16 protein-coding genes are annotated in these 15,769 nt (G+C 62.6%); 9 read left to right on the top strand and 7 right to left on the bottom strand.

The window, feature by feature from the left end; translation table 11 throughout:
* The first annotated feature begins 80 nt into the window (after nucleotides 1–80).
* The 6 genes from C4S68_RS04170 (at nucleotide 81) to C4S68_RS04145 (ending at nucleotide 7,025) form a co-directional block, all read left to right on the top strand.
* On the top strand, nucleotides 81–1,115 hold the full coding sequence (locus C4S68_RS04170) for a 4-hydroxy-3-methylbut-2-enyl diphosphate reductase (RefSeq protein WP_103931717.1): 1,035 nt from the start codon (nucleotides 81–83) through the stop codon (nucleotides 1,113–1,115).
* A 249-nt stretch (nucleotides 1,116–1,364) separates the two neighbouring features.
* Complete coding sequence (gene shc, locus C4S68_RS04165) at nucleotides 1,365–3,398, top strand: squalene--hopene cyclase (protein WP_103931716.1); 2,034 nt, start codon at nucleotides 1,365–1,367, stop codon at nucleotides 3,396–3,398.
* A 118-nt stretch (nucleotides 3,399–3,516) separates the two neighbouring features.
* Nucleotides 3,517–4,677 carry an adenosyl-hopene transferase HpnH gene (gene hpnH / locus C4S68_RS04160; RefSeq protein WP_103931715.1) on the top strand — a complete coding sequence of 387 codons (1,161 nt, stop codon included), beginning with the start codon at nucleotides 3,517–3,519 and terminating at the stop codon, nucleotides 4,675–4,677.
* Between the two features lie 77 nt (nucleotides 4,678–4,754).
* On the top strand, nucleotides 4,755–5,213 hold the full coding sequence (locus C4S68_RS04155; protein WP_103931714.1) for a hypothetical protein: 459 nt from the start codon (nucleotides 4,755–4,757) through the stop codon (nucleotides 5,211–5,213).
* A gap of 6 nt (nucleotides 5,214–5,219) precedes the next feature.
* Complete coding sequence (hpnA, locus tag C4S68_RS04150) at nucleotides 5,220–6,236, top strand: hopanoid-associated sugar epimerase (RefSeq protein WP_103931713.1); 1,017 nt, start codon at nucleotides 5,220–5,222, stop codon at nucleotides 6,234–6,236.
* Nucleotides 6,237–6,344: 108 nt separating this feature from the next.
* A complete protein-coding gene (locus C4S68_RS04145) occupies nucleotides 6,345–7,025 on the top strand; it encodes a phosphorylase family protein (protein ID WP_103931712.1) in 681 nt (226 codons plus the stop codon).
* 12 nt (nucleotides 7,026–7,037) lie between these two features.
* Here the strand turns inward: C4S68_RS04145 and C4S68_RS04140 are convergent, their stop codons facing one another.
* The 5 genes from C4S68_RS04140 to C4S68_RS04120 are packed head-to-tail and all read right to left on the bottom strand — an operon-like array spanning nucleotide 7,038 to nucleotide 11,586.
* Nucleotides 7,038–8,732 carry a GMC oxidoreductase gene (locus C4S68_RS04140; RefSeq protein WP_103931711.1) on the bottom strand — a complete coding sequence of 565 codons (1,695 nt, stop codon included), beginning with the start codon at nucleotides 8,730–8,732 and terminating at the stop codon, nucleotides 7,038–7,040.
* 46 nt (nucleotides 8,733–8,778) lie between these two features.
* Nucleotides 8,779–9,159, bottom strand: coding sequence for an EVE domain-containing protein (locus C4S68_RS04135; RefSeq protein WP_103931710.1), 381 nt, complete (start codon nucleotides 9,157–9,159; stop codon nucleotides 8,779–8,781).
* 39 nt (nucleotides 9,160–9,198) lie between these two features.
* Nucleotides 9,199–10,026, bottom strand: coding sequence for a glutamate racemase (murI, locus tag C4S68_RS04130; RefSeq protein ID WP_103931709.1), 828 nt, complete (start codon nucleotides 10,024–10,026; stop codon nucleotides 9,199–9,201).
* Between the two features lie 4 nt (nucleotides 10,027–10,030).
* Complete coding sequence (locus tag C4S68_RS04125; protein WP_103931708.1) at nucleotides 10,031–10,729, bottom strand: GerMN domain-containing protein; 699 nt, start codon at nucleotides 10,727–10,729, stop codon at nucleotides 10,031–10,033.
* A complete protein-coding gene (locus tag C4S68_RS04120) occupies nucleotides 10,726–11,586 on the bottom strand; it encodes an N-acetylmuramoyl-L-alanine amidase family protein (RefSeq protein ID WP_103931707.1) in 861 nt (286 codons plus the stop codon). Before C4S68_RS04120 ends, C4S68_RS04125 begins: the two co-directional genes overlap by 4 nt.
* A 99-nt stretch (nucleotides 11,587–11,685) precedes the next feature.
* Here C4S68_RS04120 and ruvC point away from each other — a divergent pair, with 99 nt between their 5' ends.
* Genes ruvC through C4S68_RS04105 form a run of 3 tightly spaced genes read left to right on the top strand, consistent with a single transcriptional unit; the run spans nucleotide 11,686 to nucleotide 13,600 of the window.
* Nucleotides 11,686–12,189 (top strand): crossover junction endodeoxyribonuclease RuvC, encoded by a 504-nt coding sequence (ruvC, locus tag C4S68_RS04115; RefSeq protein ID WP_103931706.1) that lies wholly within the window; start codon nucleotides 11,686–11,688, stop codon nucleotides 12,187–12,189.
* Entirely contained in the window at nucleotides 12,186–12,914 is a 729-nt protein-coding gene (locus tag C4S68_RS04110) for a hypothetical protein (protein WP_103931705.1), read from the top strand. Before ruvC ends, C4S68_RS04110 begins: the two co-directional genes overlap by 4 nt.
* Nucleotides 12,911–13,600, top strand: a complete 690-nt coding sequence (locus tag C4S68_RS04105) for a hypothetical protein (protein ID WP_103931704.1) — start codon at nucleotides 12,911–12,913, stop codon at nucleotides 13,598–13,600. Before C4S68_RS04110 ends, C4S68_RS04105 begins: the two co-directional genes overlap by 4 nt.
* Here the strand turns inward: C4S68_RS04105 and rsmA are convergent.
* Nucleotides 13,564–14,391 (bottom strand): 16S rRNA (adenine(1518)-N(6)/adenine(1519)-N(6))-dimethyltransferase RsmA, encoded by an 828-nt coding sequence (gene rsmA, locus C4S68_RS04100; protein WP_103931703.1) that lies wholly within the window; start codon nucleotides 14,389–14,391, stop codon nucleotides 13,564–13,566. The genes C4S68_RS04105 and rsmA overlap by 37 nt on opposite strands.
* Nucleotides 14,388–15,755: an APC family permease gene (locus C4S68_RS04095; RefSeq protein WP_103931702.1), complete on the bottom strand. Its 1,368-nt coding sequence runs from the start codon at nucleotides 15,753–15,755 to the stop codon at nucleotides 14,388–14,390. The genes rsmA and C4S68_RS04095 overlap by 4 nt, the downstream gene beginning before the upstream one ends.
* Between the last annotated feature and the right edge of the window lie 14 nt (nucleotides 15,756–15,769).

Raw genomic sequence — 15,769 nt, 5'->3', positions numbered from 1 at the left:
TTGCCTCGGGATACGAAAGTTTTGCACCGCTGCTGGTGCCCCCAACGCATAACTCCGACCACTTTGGGTATACTTGGGGAGTGACTAACACCCTCGTCGACCCCGTCGCAGCCCCCCAGGAAAATCAGGAAAGCACGGGCGGAACCGCCACCGCCACCAAGCGCGTCCTGCTGCTGAAGCCCCGTGGCTTCTGTGCCGGCGTGGTGCGCGCCATCGATATCGTCCAGATCGCGTTGGACACCTTCGGCGCTCCGGTCTACGTCCGCAAGGAGATCGTCCACAACAGCTACGTGGTCAACGATCTCGCTCAGAAGGGCGCAATCTTCGTCAACGAGCTGGACGAAGTGCCCGAGGGCGCGCGCGTGATCTATTCCGCGCATGGCGTCTCGCCGGCCGTCCGCCAGCGCGCCAAGGAGCGCAACCTCAAGGTCATCGACGCGACCTGCCCGCTGGTCACCAAGGTTCATCTCGAGGCCATCAAGTTCGCCAAGCAGGGCTACTCGCTCGTACTGGTCGGCCATCGCGACCACGAAGAGGTCGAGGGCACCCAGGGTGAGGCTCCGACCGTGACCCAGGTCGTTTCGACGCCCGCCGAAGTTGACGTGCTGGTCGTTCCTGATCCCGACAAGGTCGCCTACCTGACCCAGACCACGCTTTCGCTGGACGAGGCGGGAACGATGATCGAGGCCCTCAAGAAGAAGTTCCCGAATATCGCCGGCCCGCATGCGCAGGACATCTGCTACGCCACCGAGAACCGCCAGACAGCGGTCAAGAACGTGGCGCACGGTGCAGACCTGGTCCTCGTGGTCGGCTCACGCAACAGCTCGAATTCAAACCGCCTGGTCGAGGTCTCCATGAATCTCGGCACGAACTCACACCTGATCGACAAGGCTCAGGACATTGAGCCCCGCTGGCTCGAAGGCGTCGCGACGGTAGCCATCACGGCAGGCGCATCCGCTCCGGAGATCCTTGTGCAGGAAGTCGTCCAGTATCTGCAGGGTAAGGGATACGGTTCGGTTGAAGAGGTTGAGGTCATGCCGGAGAATGTTCGCTTCGGTCTTCCGCCGGAGATCGTGCAGGCCATCACGCCAGCGCGTCCCGCGGCGCAGGCATAGCTTTACCAGATCCACTCGGGTGCCGGTGAATTGACCGCTGGCATCGTTTGAGCCTCCAGGTTGCGGGTATTTCGGCAGCAGCCTGCCTCTAAGAGGCTCCTTTTGTGGCGCATCGGATCATCGAAAGATAGCCGGGTTCCAGCGGCCGCAGGGTTGAATAGTACGAAACCGGACGGACGTCTCGTCTGTCCAATGCACATGGGTTCCCATGGAACCTCGGAGCTAGACGAGCGGTTCCGCCTGTCGCCAATGAGCACATTACCCCAGAACCCGTCCGGTACGCCCCACACTCCCAGCCAGCCCCGGTTTGGCAGACTCGACCTCTCGATTGACCTGGTCAAGCGCGGCATCAACCGCTCCGCAGAATGGCTGCTGGGTCAGCAGCACGAGGACGGCTACTGGTGCGGTGAACTCGAAGCAGACGTCATGCTCGAGGCCGACTATATCTACATGCATAAGCTGCTCGGTACCGGTGATCCCGGCCGCCTGGAGCGCGCGCGCAACGAGATTCTTCGCCATCAGAACGACGATGGCGGCTGGAGCAACTACCCCGGCGGACCGTCGAACGTGAACTACGGCGTGAAGGGATACTTCGCGCTGAAGCTCATGGGGCACAAAGCCGACGAGCCGTTCATGGTCAAGGCCCGCGAGAGCGTTCTGAAGCTCGGCGGAGTGGTGCAGTGCAACACCTTCACCAAAATGTACCTTTGTGCCTTCGGCGCGTATGACTACGACGCCGTCCCGGCGGTACCGCCCGAGATTGTCCTCTTCCCGGACTGGTTCTATTTCAACATCTACGAGATCAGCGCCTGGTCGCGTGCCATCCTCGTTCCGCTGTCCATCATCTACGCGAAGAAGCCGTTCAAGAAGATCCCCGCTGAGCAGGGAATCGATGAACTGTTCGTTGGTGGGCGCGACAAGTCGGACCTGCATCTGCGCTGGGACAAGAAGCACCCCTTCAGCTGGCGCAATTTCTTCATCTTTACTGACCGCGTGGCCCACCTGGCAGAGCGCGTTCACATCCGTCCGCTGCGCAAGATGGCTCTGAAGAAGGCCGAGAAGTGGATGCTGGATCACTTCGAGAAGTCCGATGGACTGGGTGCGATCTACCCGGCCATGCTCAACGCGATCATCGCGCTGCGCTACCTCGGATACTCACCCGACGATCCGCAGTTCATCCGGGCGATGGACGAGTTCGAGAAGCTCGGCCTGGACTTCCCGGAAGGCGAGCCGAACTACCCGACACCGACCTTCCGTATGCAGCCGTGTTTCTCTCCGGTGTGGGACACGGCGCAGGTGCTTTCGACCCTGGGCGAAGCCGAGCTTCCGCGCACCGATGCGCGCCTGGTCAAGGCTGCCGACTGGCTCCTGTCCAAAGAAATTCGCTACAAGGGTGACTGGTCCCACAACGTCAAGATCGAAGATCCCAGCTGCTGGTGCTTCTTCTATAACAACGATCACCAGCCGGACGTTGATGACACTGGCGAAGTGCTCCTCGCGCTGAAGTGCGTCGACAATCCTCGCGAGCGCTACCAGCACGAAGTGACCCAACGCGCAGTCGAATGGGTCTTCGCCATGCAGTGCAAGTCCGGCGGCTGGGCGTCGTTCGACAAGGACAACACCAAGCGGATGTTCGAGTCGATCCCGTTCGCTGACCACAACGCGATGATCGATCCGCCGACGGTGGACATCACCGGCCGCATCCTCGAGATGCTGGCGGCCTACGGCTATACGCGCCGCGACAAGCGGGTCGAGAAGGCCGTGCAGTTCATCCTCAAGGAGCAGGAGCCGGATGGCGCATGGTTCGGCCGCTGGGGTGTGAACTACCTCTACGGCACGTTCCTCGTGCTGCGTGGCCTTCGCGCGATGGAGTTCGACACCTACGAGCCCGCGGTACAGCAGGCAGCAGAGTGGATTCGCATGGTGCAGAACACCGACGGTGGCTGGGGCGAGACCTGCGGGACCTATGACGATCCGAACCTGCGCGGCACTGGTCCCTCGACCCCATCGCAGACGGCATGGGCACTCCTTGGGCTGCTGGCAGCGAACGACACTCGTTCCGACTCTGTCGCGAAGGGAATCCGCTGGCTCATTGAGCGCCAGCAGGATGATGGAAGCTGGTCAGAACTCGCAGCCGGCCGCAACGGCGAGAGTTATTACACTGGCACCGGCTTTCCGCGGGTCTTCTACCTCGGTTACCACCTGTACAAGCAATACTTCCCGCTCCTCGCACTGACGACGTACAAGAAGGCATTGGAAAAGGAAGCTGCGGAAGGCATCTAGCTCTTACTACACCTTTCCGCCGACTTAAGGCATCAACCGCAACACCCGCTGGCTGCACCAATGCTGCTGCAAAGTCAGTAAACTAGGGCGAGCACTTCAGAAGGAGCCAAAAACCAGCATGGCCGTTCCCGTATCCCAGGCTTTCACCGTTGCGACCTATGTCCTGAAGCAGAAGCTTTCAGGCCGCAAGCGCTATCCGCTGGTACTCATGCTGGAGCCGCTCTTCCGCTGCAATCTGGCGTGCGCCGGCTGCGGCAAGATTCAGTACCCTCCACACATCCTCAAAGCCCAGTTGACTCCGGAGCAGTGCTTCAAGGCGGTCGAAGAGTGCGGTACGCCGATGGTGTCCATCCCCGGCGGTGAGCCGCTGCTGCACCCCCAGATGCCCGAGATCGTCGCCGGTCTCGTCGCGCGCAAGAAGTACGTCTACATGTGCACGAACGCTCTCCTGCTCAAGGAGAAGCTGCACCTGTTCAAGCCGTCGAAGTACCTCTCGTTCTCTGTTCACCTTGATGGCGAGAAGGAACACCACGATATGGCTGTCTGCCGCGAAGGCGGTTGGGACATTGCGATGGAAGGCATCAACGCCGCCGTCGCCGCGGGCTTCCGCGTCACGACCAACACCACGCTCTTCGATGGTGCTGATCCCAACTCCGTTCGCCGCCACTTCGATCAGCTGATGGCTGCGGGCGTCGAGTCCATGATGGTTTCGCCCGGCTACACCTACGAGAAGGCGCCGGACCAGCAGCACTTCCTCGGCAAGGCGAAGTCGCGCCGCCTCTTCCGCGCGATCCTCTCGAACCGCAAGAAGAACTGGGAGTTCAACACCCACCCCCTCTTCAGCGAATTCCTGATGGGCAAGCAGAGCTTCGAGTGCACGCCCTGGGGCATGCCGACGTACTCCATCTTTGGTTGGCAGAAGCCCTGCTATCTGCTCCAGGACGGCTATGCGGACACCTTCGAGGAGATGCTCGAGTCCACCAAGTGGGAAGAGTACGGCGCTCGCAGCGGCAACCCGCGTTGCGCGAACTGCATGGTGCACTCCGGCCATGAAGCCTCGGCCGTGGATTACAACTTCTCCTCGCTCAAAGGCTTCTGGGAGACCGCGAAGAAGTACATGTTCAAGCCGCAGTATGAGGACGAAGGCGCGATGAAGATCCTCAACGAGTGGAAGAGCGATTCGCATGGCCCGCTGGTGCAGATCAGCGATGGGGCGACGCCGGTCGTGGTCAGCACGACGATCACCGAGACCAGCAACGCGAACATGGCTGGCGACTAAGCGGCAAGCGTCATTCCTAGCGTAGCGAAGAACCCTTGTATTTCGCCCATCGCGGCATAACTCCTTGAGGTCCGATCATGTCCACACCCCAGCAGGAACACCTGAAGATCGAGCAGCTGCAGCACGCCAATCCCGATGAGCTGGAGCACGCCGCAGGGCGTGAGCGCGAGGCCCTGCAGGGCTGGATTCCCGAGCTCGCCACCGAGGCAGAGATCCGCGAAGCGCTAGAGAAGGCGTTCGACTACCGTGGCGATGTCACCATCACACGCAAGGACGGCACCCTCGTCGAGGGCTACCTCTACGACCGCTTCAATGCACCGACCCTCGAAGCTTCCCGGGTGCGCGTCATCCCGACGCCCAAGCCTGATGCGCCTGTCGAGCGCGTGAACATCCCCTACTCGGACGTCGCTCGTCTCGAGTTCAGCGGCAAGGACACCGCCGCCGGCAAGCGCTTTGAGGACTGGGTGAAGCACTACTGGGAACGCAAGGCCGCGGGCGATAAGAACATCCAGATCGTGCCGGAGAGTCTGGACTAACTTCCGATGAAGCTCTTTCTGACCGGTGCGACCGGCTTCGTCGGCTCGCATGTGGCCCACCGTGCGGCGCTCCAGGGAGCGTCGCTTCGGCTTTTGGCCCGACCCACCTCGAAGATCGACCATCTTCCGCAATCTGCCGAGCTCGTCATCGGTGACCTTCGCAACCCTGCAGCCTTCGCCTCCGCGTTGCAGGGCTGTGATGCGCTGGTGCATGTGGCGGCGGACTATCGCCTTTGGGTTCCGAAGCCCGACGAGATGTACAAGGCCAACGTCGAGGGCACACGCGAACTGCTGCGTATTGCTCGCGAGGCTGGAGTGCCGCGCGTCGTCTACACCAGCTCCGTCGCGACGATGGGCTTCCACGGCAACGCCATCGTCGACGAGGATACGCCCGTGAGTGAGGCCGCGATGATCGGCCACTACAAGCGCTCCAAGTGGCTCGCCGAGCAGGTCGCTCTGGATGCCGCCCGGGCCGGGCAGCAGGTGATCCTGCTCAATCCCACGACGCCGATCGGCTCGATGGACGCGAAGCCTACCCCCACCGGTCGCATCGTCGTCGACTTCCTCAACAGGAACTTCCCGGCATACGTAGACACCGGCCTCAATCTCGTGGACGTCCAAGAGATCGCCCGCATGCATCTTGCGGTGCTCGAACCCAACGAGACCTGCAGGCCCCGCGCGGGCGAACGCTATATCCTCGGTGGCGAGAATCTCACGCTGAAGCAGATCCTCGATCGCCTCGGGGAGATGACAGGCCTGCCTTCTCCGAAGCACAAGGTGCCGCACGCGGTCGCGATGGCATTCGCGTTCTTTGACGAAAACATCACGGGCAAGCTACGCGGGAAGGAGCCTCGCGCAACGGTCGAGGCCGTGCGAATGGGCAAGAAGATGATGTTCGCCTCCAGCGCGAAGGCTGAGCGCGAGTTGGGACTCCGAGTTCAGCCAGCTAACGGCGCGCTGCGCGAAGCCTGCCACTGGTTCGTATCGAACGGCTACGCCCCGGTACCTCCGCTGCTGGTGTAGAGCAGAATCGTGCCGATGCGCCTGCGCATCTCATAGCCTGAAAAGAACAGGTCGATTCCGCTCTTTCAGGTGGAGCGGTTCTCCTTTTCCCCGGCTAAGATCACCACAATGTCCACGAAGCTCGCCATCATCGCTGCACTGCCGCGTGAGATCGCCTCACTGGTCCGTGGCCTCAAGCCTCATCCGGCGTTCACGCAGCGCGCAGTCTTCCTCTACGAGATCCCTGGCGCTGTGGTCGTCGCTGGAGGCATGGGCGAACGCCGTGTCACGCTGGCGCTCGAGGCAGCGCGGACCATCGCTCCCATCGCCACGGTCATCTCGGTCGGCCTCGCGGGCGCCTGCACCGCCGAGCTTGCTCCCGGAACTGTGGCTGAAGCCTGCACGATCATCGACGTTCGCACCGGCGAGCGCTTCTTTGGCAGCGAGCCCTCACCCCACACGCTCGCTACCAGCGAGAGCATCGCAGGCATCGCCGAGAAGAAGCGGCTGTCTGAGGCCTATAACGCGGCGATGGTCGATATGGAAGCGGCCACTCTCGCTCGGCTCGCGCATGCTCACACGCTTCGCTTCCGGGCGATCAAAGCAGTGTCTGACGGCCACGACTTCGAGCTTCCATCTCTCTCGCTCTTCGCGGACCGCGACGGGCACTTTCGCACGGGCGCGTTTGCTCTGCACACCGCGCTGCACCCGAGCCAATGGAGCAAGGCGGCGCAACTAGGCCGCGAGAGCTCCAAAGCGCTGAAGGCCCTCGACGCTGCGTTGCGCACCGCGATCGAGCAGCACGGCTGAGAAGAAGTCGAGTCAGAATCGTTCTGCCAGCAGGTGGTCCGCAACTCGAATGGCGTTGGCGATGATCGTCAGCGAAGGGTTCACCGCGCTTGAAGAGGGAAAGAAGCTCGCATCCACGACGTACAGGTTGTCGAGCTCATGCGCCTTGCAATTCGTATCCAGCACGCTGGTGGCCGGATCGCTGCCGAAGCGGCAAGTGCCGTTCTGGTGGCCCACTCCTTCGAGAGGAATGCGCTTCTTGAAGTAGGCGTGGAAGGGAAGCGACGCATCGGCGTGGCCGGCTCGCTTCAGGATATCGACCCAGCGATCCTTGAGTCGCTCAAAGCTCTTCACGTTGTTCGGCGTGTAGCTCAGGCGGATATGTCCGGGTGTCGCCGTCGTCACCATCGCTGCAAAGTTGGGAGCGCCCTTGGCTGACGCTGGATGTGCTCCGGCCACTCCGGGAGAGATATCGGTATGCGAGCTTGGTCTCGCATTGCGCAAGGTGACGCGATTGTCCGGATCGGGCAGATCCTCGGTCGTGAGCCACCAGGGCACCGCGTGGTGGCGCATGCCTTCGAGGACGAACTCCGGTGTCATCGGTGGAGCATCGCCCTTCATCATCTCGTGGTGGAAGCTCCCCACAGGCTGGACCTGGCCCAGCGGATAGGGATAGGCGGGATCGGGGTCCCGCAGATAGAAATCGTTGGTGCCCCAGGTCTTCATGTAGGCGTCTTCATTGACCTTTGTGGAGATCGCGAGCAGAGCATCCGCCTGGTGATACATGAAGTTCCGCCCTACCTGGCCTGAGCCATTGGCAAGGCCGTCAGGGTGTTTGTCATTCGCAGATTGCAACAACACCACGGCCGAGTTCACCGCTCCCGCGCAAAGCGCAACGATATGCCCCTCATACTGCTCGATGCCGCGCGAATCGGCATGCTCTACTTCAACCGCTGACACTGCTGTTCCGCTGGCGTTGGTGATCAGGCGAAGAGCACGGGCGCCGGTCAGCAGCGTCACGTTGTCCATGTGTAGGATCTCGCGGATGCAGTTGATGTCCGCATCGGACTTCGCGTGAACCAGACACGGATAGCCGTCACAGGTATCGCAGCGAACGCACTTCGATGCAACCGGATCCGCTGCATCGCGCTTCAGGCCAAGGGGAATCGGAAATGTGCGAACGCCGAGCTTCTGTACCTCTGCCTCGATCGCACCCATGCGCTCTTCATTACTGAAGGCAGCATAGGGATACGGTTTCGAATGGAAGGGTTCGGTGGGATCGAACTCGCTCAGCAGGCCGCCCGCGACCTCAACACCGTTGCCGAGGTCCCCGTGAACGTGGAAGAGCTCTTCGGCGCGCGTGTAGTACGGCTCCATGTCTTCATAGCGGATGGGCCACGCCGGAGAGATGCCTCCCTGGTGAACGACCTCGCCAAAGTCCTCCGCGCGCATGCGGAACATCGCCGCGCCATAGACCTTGGTCTGCCCGCCGACGAAGTAGGCCTGCTGCGGATGCAGCTCCTTGCCCTCGCGGTCGTGCCACACCTCGTGGGTGTGATAACGGTTGTCGAGGAAGACGGCAGAGGTGTCCCAGTTGAGCTTCTCCTGCGGGAGAAACGGTCCTCGCTCAAGGATGAGGACGCGCTTGCCCGCACGTGCGAGGTGCAGTGCCAGCGTGCCTCCGCCCGCCCCAGAGCCGATGATGATCGCGTCGTACGGATTTGCCATACAACCTCAGATGCAATGGAGCGTCGTATCGTCTGGAGGGGAAGGACTAACTCACCAGCCAGTCGTACTGCTCTTCGGTCAACGGAACCACCGAAAGCCGGAACTGGCGGAACATGATCGACCCCTGAAAGACGCCTGCCTCGCGGATCTCCGCGAGCGTCTTCTCGCGCTTCAGGCGCTTGCCAGCCTTCAGCGTAACGATGGGCGTCTTGCCATCTTCGGCCAGCTTCACAGACACGACCTTCGCCGTGCCGACAGCTGCCTTGCCAACGTTCGAGTGGTAGATGATCGCCATCTCGCCCTTCTTCATATTGCGAAGGGTGATGAGCGCCTGGTTATTCTTGATGCCGTCCCACACGGTTTCGCCATCACGCAGCAGGTCGTCGTAGGAGTACTTGTCGGGTTCGCTCTTCAACAGGTAATGCATGAAGACAGTGAATCATGTTCTGCAGCGGATTACGACGCCTTAGCCACCGAGGTCGAGCAACGTCACTGGCGGCATCGTTCTGCCCAGGAAATGTGTTCCGAGGCGTTGGAATTTTTCGACGGAGTCCGTCGCGAAGCACTCGAAGGTCGCTGGAGCAAGCGGGCTCGCCGGGCCATGCGCTCCGAGTGCATGCGACGTAGCTTCGGCCGTAGCGCGCGCCGCATCAACCACCACGGCATCGCAGCCCAACTCTCGCAAGGCAGCTTCAATCTCATGCGCGATCAACGGATAGTGTGTGCAGCCAAGGACCACAGCTCTCGGCGTGCAGCGCGTCAGGGCATCGCTGAGGTAGATGCGAATCACCTCGCGAGTCACAGGATGATCGGTCCAGCCCTCCTCCACCAGTGGCACCAGCAACGGACAGGCGACCTCTGTGGCTTTCAGGCCGAGCTGCGCGCACGCTGCAAGGTACGCATGCGACTGCACGGTGGCGGCGGTCGCCAGCACAAGCACCTCGGGATGGGTGGCTTCGATGCTGATTCCTGCCGCTCGGATCACATCGTGCGCGGCCGTCGCTCCCGGATCGATGACGCCGACCACGGGAATCTGCACCGCGGCGCGGATATCTTCGAGCGCGAGCGCGGTCGCGGTGTTGCAGGCGATCACCAGCATGTCTGCGCTGCGGGCTTCGAGGAATCTCGCAGCCTCCACCGCATATCGTGCGATGGTGCCCTGGGACTTCGCTCCATAGGGCAGCCGAGCGGTATCGCCCAGGTAAACATAGTGCGCGTTGGGGACCAGCGGAAGGAGCGCGCGCAGCACCGTTAGGCCGCCAAAGCCAGAATCGAATACGCCCAGGACTGGCATGGTGCTAGTGGCCCGCTGCCGTCGTGGTCGTGTCCCGCACCATATAAAGCCGCAGAAGGTCTGCATGGCCGGCAAGCGTCTCGCGCGGCTGCCCGTCCACGAGGAACCGGACCTGCTCAATTTGCGGCAGGTTCGCATGCAGCGTGCCGATGATGGACTGCAGTGTGAGCTGCTCGACCTCAACACCCGACGGATGAGCATTCACAAAGGAGCCGCGAAGATTGATCACCGCGAGTTCGTCCCCTGGGGACTGCGGCTGCAGGGCATCGGGATCCGGGGGGACGAGGCTCGTTGGTGTGTTGCCATCGGCGCTCGGTTTTGCGCCAGCATCGATGCTGTAGCCCACGACAGGCAACGGAACGAAGTACACGTCGTCGACCATCGCGCCCGGCGAGAGTGGATGGACCGAACCTGGTTGCGCGTACTCTGCTGCAAGGTGGTCGAGCAGCGCGCGCGCACGGGCAGTCACTTCGCTGGGAAGTGCGATCTGCCGCTGCTGCGCTGTGATGGTCCCATCGTCATCGCTGGCCAGATCCATCGTGATGGACTCGGTGGTCGTATAGGGTGCATCGATCGGCGTGTTGTCCGCCAGCTGCGAGACGCGGTCGCGCGCACGCTGGCGCTCCCAGAACAGTAGAAGCCCCATGCCAAGGATGCACACGACAAGGCACCAGAAGACGATTCGCTGATGGCGCTGGATCATGGATTGCTCTCCGTCGCAGCCGCACTGGCCGCCGGGGCTGCCGGCGGTGGAACCGGCAGGATGCGCACCGGAGCCTGCGCCTGATGCTGCCAGAAGACCATCGCTCCCGCGATCGCTTCACTGACCTTTTGCTGGTACGACGTATCGGTGATGGTCGCTGGATCGTCACCACTGGGCGCAAGTTCGACGACCACTGCGGGACACGTGAGCGAATCCACGGGCCGTACTGCCGCGTTCCCTGATGCCAGCACCACGCGCGACCGGTCCAGCGCTGTGGCGATCTGCCGCTCCAGCTTTCCGCTTTCACCCACCCAGGCGGCTTGAGCTGTGAGCCATGGCTGAAGCGCAGGTTCTCCGGCAGTGGGAGCGATGTCTGAGGTGTAGAGATGCACGCCGGATCCCGCGCTCGTTGCGTGCAGCAGAAGGCACGCAACGGGTCGTTGATGGTTCGCGATTCCGGCACGATCGTCCAGCGAGAGCGGCGTCGACGGAGAGTTGGCTTCGAAGGCCGCATCGCTGTCGCGCGTCATCACGACTGTGAATCCACGCGAGGTCAGCAGGGAACGCAGTTTGAAGGCGAAGGCCAGCGTCACGTCCTTCTCCACCAGGGTATCGCTGATCCGCGAGCCACTGTCTACTCCGCCATGGGCAGGATCGAGGACCACCACTCCACGGTTCATCGGGACCGGTTGCGGCACCGTAGTGGCTGCAGTTGCCGGCGGCGTCGACGCGACCGTGCCCGATGTGGGAGTAGGCGTCGGTGTGGCGGTCTGCGCGAACAGCACGCTCGACGGGATCGATGCGATCACAAACAGCATGGCTGCGGCGGGTCGGCGCTGGAGGTCGGTAAAGGGCATGCAGGTGTCGGGTTGATTGTAGCGGGTTTACTCCGGGTTGGATGCAGTCGGGCCGCCTGCCGCTGCCAGCGCCTGCCAGAGTCCGTTAGACTCTTTCGTATGCGGGTCTTCGGGGTCGACTGCGGGACGGAGTTCACCGGCTACGGCGTGGTGGAAACCGACGCTGCCGCTCGCCTTTCGAAACTCCGCCCCCTGTGTTCCGGCGCCGTGCGGCTGAACAAGAAGCACACTACGGCAGTTCGCCTGGCGCAGGTCTATGCGGAACTCACCGCGTTGATGCAACTGTGGCAGCCCGAGATCGTCGCCATCGAAGAGGTCTTCTTCTCGGCGAACGCCAAATCCGCCCTGAAGCTGGGGCAGGTTCGCGGCGTCGCCCTCCTTGCGGCCGCGAATTGCGGCCTTCCAGTAGCCGAGTACGCTCCGCTCAAGATCAAGAGCTCGGTCGTGGGCTACGGCCTGGCGGCCAAGGAACAGGTCGGCTTTATGGTGGCGCGCCTCCTTAACCTGGATGAGGTACCCGAGCCCGCCGATGCCGCTGATGCCCTGGCCATCGCCATCTGCCATATCCACCACGCGCAGACGGCCGAGGCTCTCAAGCGATGATGCCGAAACTGCTGGCGATGACGTGCTGCCTCGCGCTGAGTCTCCCCGCAGTCGCGCAGCAGCCCGCACCGCCGTCCATCCCCGAGCCGCATCACCTCTCCCCTACGCTTCAGCTTCCGGTCGATGTCATCGTCTTCGATCTGCGACGCGAGGCCCTGGAGCCAAAGCGGTGGGGATTCGAGATCCATGCCGATGGGCATGGGCGCTACTACGCGCAAGGGGCTCCTACGGTGGAGGCGCCTTCCGGCACGGTCTGGCAGGATGTCACGGTGAGCAAGGCCACGATGGAGCGGCTGCTCGCCGGAGCCCAGCACGACGACCGCTGCGAGACCAGGGCAAAGCACATCGCCAACACCGGGCAGAAGACCCTGAGCTTCGTTCACGGGGACGCGTGGTTCACGTGTAGCTTCAACTTCTCGGACAATGAAGCGGTGACGAAGACCGAAGAGACGTTTCAAGCGCTGGCGGAGACCATTCAGTTCGGTGTTCGCCTCCAGCATGAGCGCCGCTTCGATCGGCTCAGCCTCGACCCCGAGATGGAGAGCCTCGAGGGTGAACTGAAGGGCGGTCGTGCCCTGGAGATCGCCAACATCGCTCCCATCCTGAAGTCGCTAGCCCAGGACGAGCGGGTCATCGACCGCGTTCGTCGCAGAGCCGCGCGTATGCTGGAGAGCGCCGGGCTCACCCAAAACCCGAGCCAGTCGCAGGAGGCGTTGCCACGATGAGCCGCTTGAACGCCTTCGTGATCGGTGCCGCGATGATACTCGCCACTACTGTCCGCTGCGGAGCCCAGCAGACCGCTTGCCCATACAGCGATGCGAGTTCTTCGAAGTGTGTGTTTTTCACGATGGAGCGCTTCGGCCTGATGGTTCCTGCCTATACCGTCGTGGTCCTTGGCGATGGCGAGATGAAGTATTGGGAGAACGCCGAGCCACGCTCACCGGCGGCCCAGCGCGCGCCGTGGTTGAAGCTTACCGATGGCACAAAGCAGACCCTCGTCGCAGCAGAGTCCAGCATTCGCTCCGGAGCCTGCATGTCGCACACCCGGACGATGGCATTCGGTGGCAAGACAACGATGATCGCCTGGTCGCAGGAGGGATACGCCACGTGCAGCTTTGGCGCCTCCACCGACCCCACGATCAGCGCCGCATCGACGACCTTTCAGGCCATCGCCGAGATGCTGCAGGGCGGTGAGCGGCTCGATCGCGACCACCACGGCGACCGGCTTGCCCTCGAGCGCGATCTGGACGAGCTCATCGAGAGGGCAAAGTCGGGTAAAGCCATCGAGCCACAACTCATTGCCACGGCTCTTGAGTCCATCGCGAACGACGATGCGGTGATCGATCGCGTACGGCAGAAGGCCAATGGCCTGCTTCATCCTGCAGCGGACGCGGCTCCCAGCGCACGATAGAGCTTCGCCATCAGCTCCAGCGAAACGGCCTCTGACCGCACCTGCGGGGGGATATCGGCAGGCCACGCGGCCAGCAGCTCCTGAGGCGTGTAACCTGCATTCCGCAGGTTGTTGCTCAGCGTCTTGCGCTTCTGGGCAAAGCTCGCCCGCAGGAACTTGTTAAAGCCTTCGGCATCAACCTGAAGTTCGTCGAAGCGGGGCGCAAAGTCCAGCCGCAGGACCGTAGAGTCCACCTCCGGTGGGGGAGAAAAGCTGTTTGGGCCCAAGGTGAACTGGTTCACGACGCTGGCATGCAGCTGTGTGAAGGCCGACAGGGGACCGTAGTCGCTCGTGCCTGGTGCGGCTGCAATGCGCTCTGCAACCTCCCGCTGCATCATCACGACGGCTCGCCGCAACAGTCCCTGCCGTGCAGCTTTGAAGAGGTGCAGCAGAATATCCGAGGTGATGTAGTACGGCAGGTTGCCGACGACATCGATCGTCGCTGCCTCTTCCCCCACCTGCTCCGGAACAAACGCGGCAGGATCCGTCATCAGCACGTCGCTGTGATGGATCGTGACCTGTGGCTGGTCGCGGAAGCGGAAGGTCAGCTCTCGGAAGAGCGAGTCGTCGAGCTCGATGCAGTGCAGACGCGCAGCACGCTCGGCCAGCCGCGTGGTGATCGCGCCGTGTCCTGGGCCGATCTCAACGACCGTCCTGTTGCGAATGTCTCCGAGTGCGCCCACGATGTTGATGCAGGCGGCCTCGTCGACGAGAAAGTTCTGGCCAAGCTTCGGCTTCTTCACACTACTCAGGATAGTGGAGTCGCGGGCTTGCGGCGTATCGCATAGTACGCAGGAATGCCTGCCAGGATGACTCCCGCCCCAAGCATCGACGTCACCGGCTGATCGACAAAGCTAAAGACCATCAGGAGAACAGCCGCTGCGATGAACAGCGCTGGCACAACCGGGTAGCCACTCACGCGATACGGCCGCACGGCATCCGGCTCGCGACGCCGGAAGACGAAGACCGTCGCGGTCGTCAGAGCGTAGAAGAGCCACTCCGAGATGATCGCCAGCGAGAGCAGCGCCTGGAAGCGGCCCACCACCAGCAACAACAACGTGCTCAGCACCGCCTGCAGCAGCAGACTCACCCACGGGGTGCGAAAGCGTGGCTGAATCCGCGCGAGGACAGGCGGCAGCAGGCCGTCACGCGCTGCGGCAAAGGGCACCCGCGCCCCCGAGAGTGAGCTGCCGACGAAGGTAGCGGCGATGCTCACGGCCATACCCACGCTCACCAGCGCCGCGCCGGCCCGGCCACCTACGAGTTGCAACGCCTCCACGGCGGGCCTTGGCGAGTGGGCGATCGCTGTGGCCGGGAGCACATACTGGATCGCCGCATTGGTCAGCATGTACAGCACCCCGACCAGCGCGACTCCGCCCACGAGCGCGCGTGGCAAGGCACGCTGCGGGTCCTTCACCTCGCCAGCCATCTGCGATACATCGGACCAGCCATCATAGGCCCACAGGGCGGCAACGAGCGCGATCATGAAGCCCGCGAACCCACCTCGAGCTCCGCTGAAGTGCGTGCCGAAGTTGGCCATCGAGCCGTGCGACCTGGCAGCGAAACAAAACCCGGCGATTACCAGGATGAGGGAGACCTTGAGCCAGGTCAGTACCGTCGCAAGATTCGCTGACTCCAGCGTGCTGACGATATTCATCCCGGTGATGAGCCACGTCGCGAGGATCGCCATCACCTGCGCCCAGGTCATGTACAGCGCGGCCGGGTGATCGAGAAACGCGAAGGCAGGGAAGTTCCCGAGTACTCGCATCAGTCCCGCAGCGATCGTCGCAATCGATGCCGGCTTCGCGATCAGCGTCCAGGTCCACGTGTATAGGAAGGCAGTCAGTGGGCCATAGGCGTCGTGCAGGAAAGCATATTCACCCCCGACACGCGGCTTCATCGCCGCGACCTCGGCGTAACTCATCGCGCCAAAGAGCGAGAGCATGCCGCCGACGATCCACACCGCATATACGCCGCTGGAGCTGCCAACGGCGGACATCATCTCCCGCGGAACGAGAAAGATGCCCGACCCGATGATGATGCCGACGACGATCGCCGCGGCGTGCCGGGCCGTCAACAGGCGTGGAAGTTCGCTGTGGCTGGGTTGATCGCTCATGCTGGTTGGAGGAA

The organism is Bryocella elongata (genome assembly GCF_900108185.1).
GTDB lineage: Bacteria > Acidobacteriota > Terriglobia > Terriglobales > Acidobacteriaceae > Granulicella > Granulicella elongata.
Note: the sequence above shows the minus strand (reverse complement) of the source record. Positions and strands in the feature narration are given on the sequence as shown.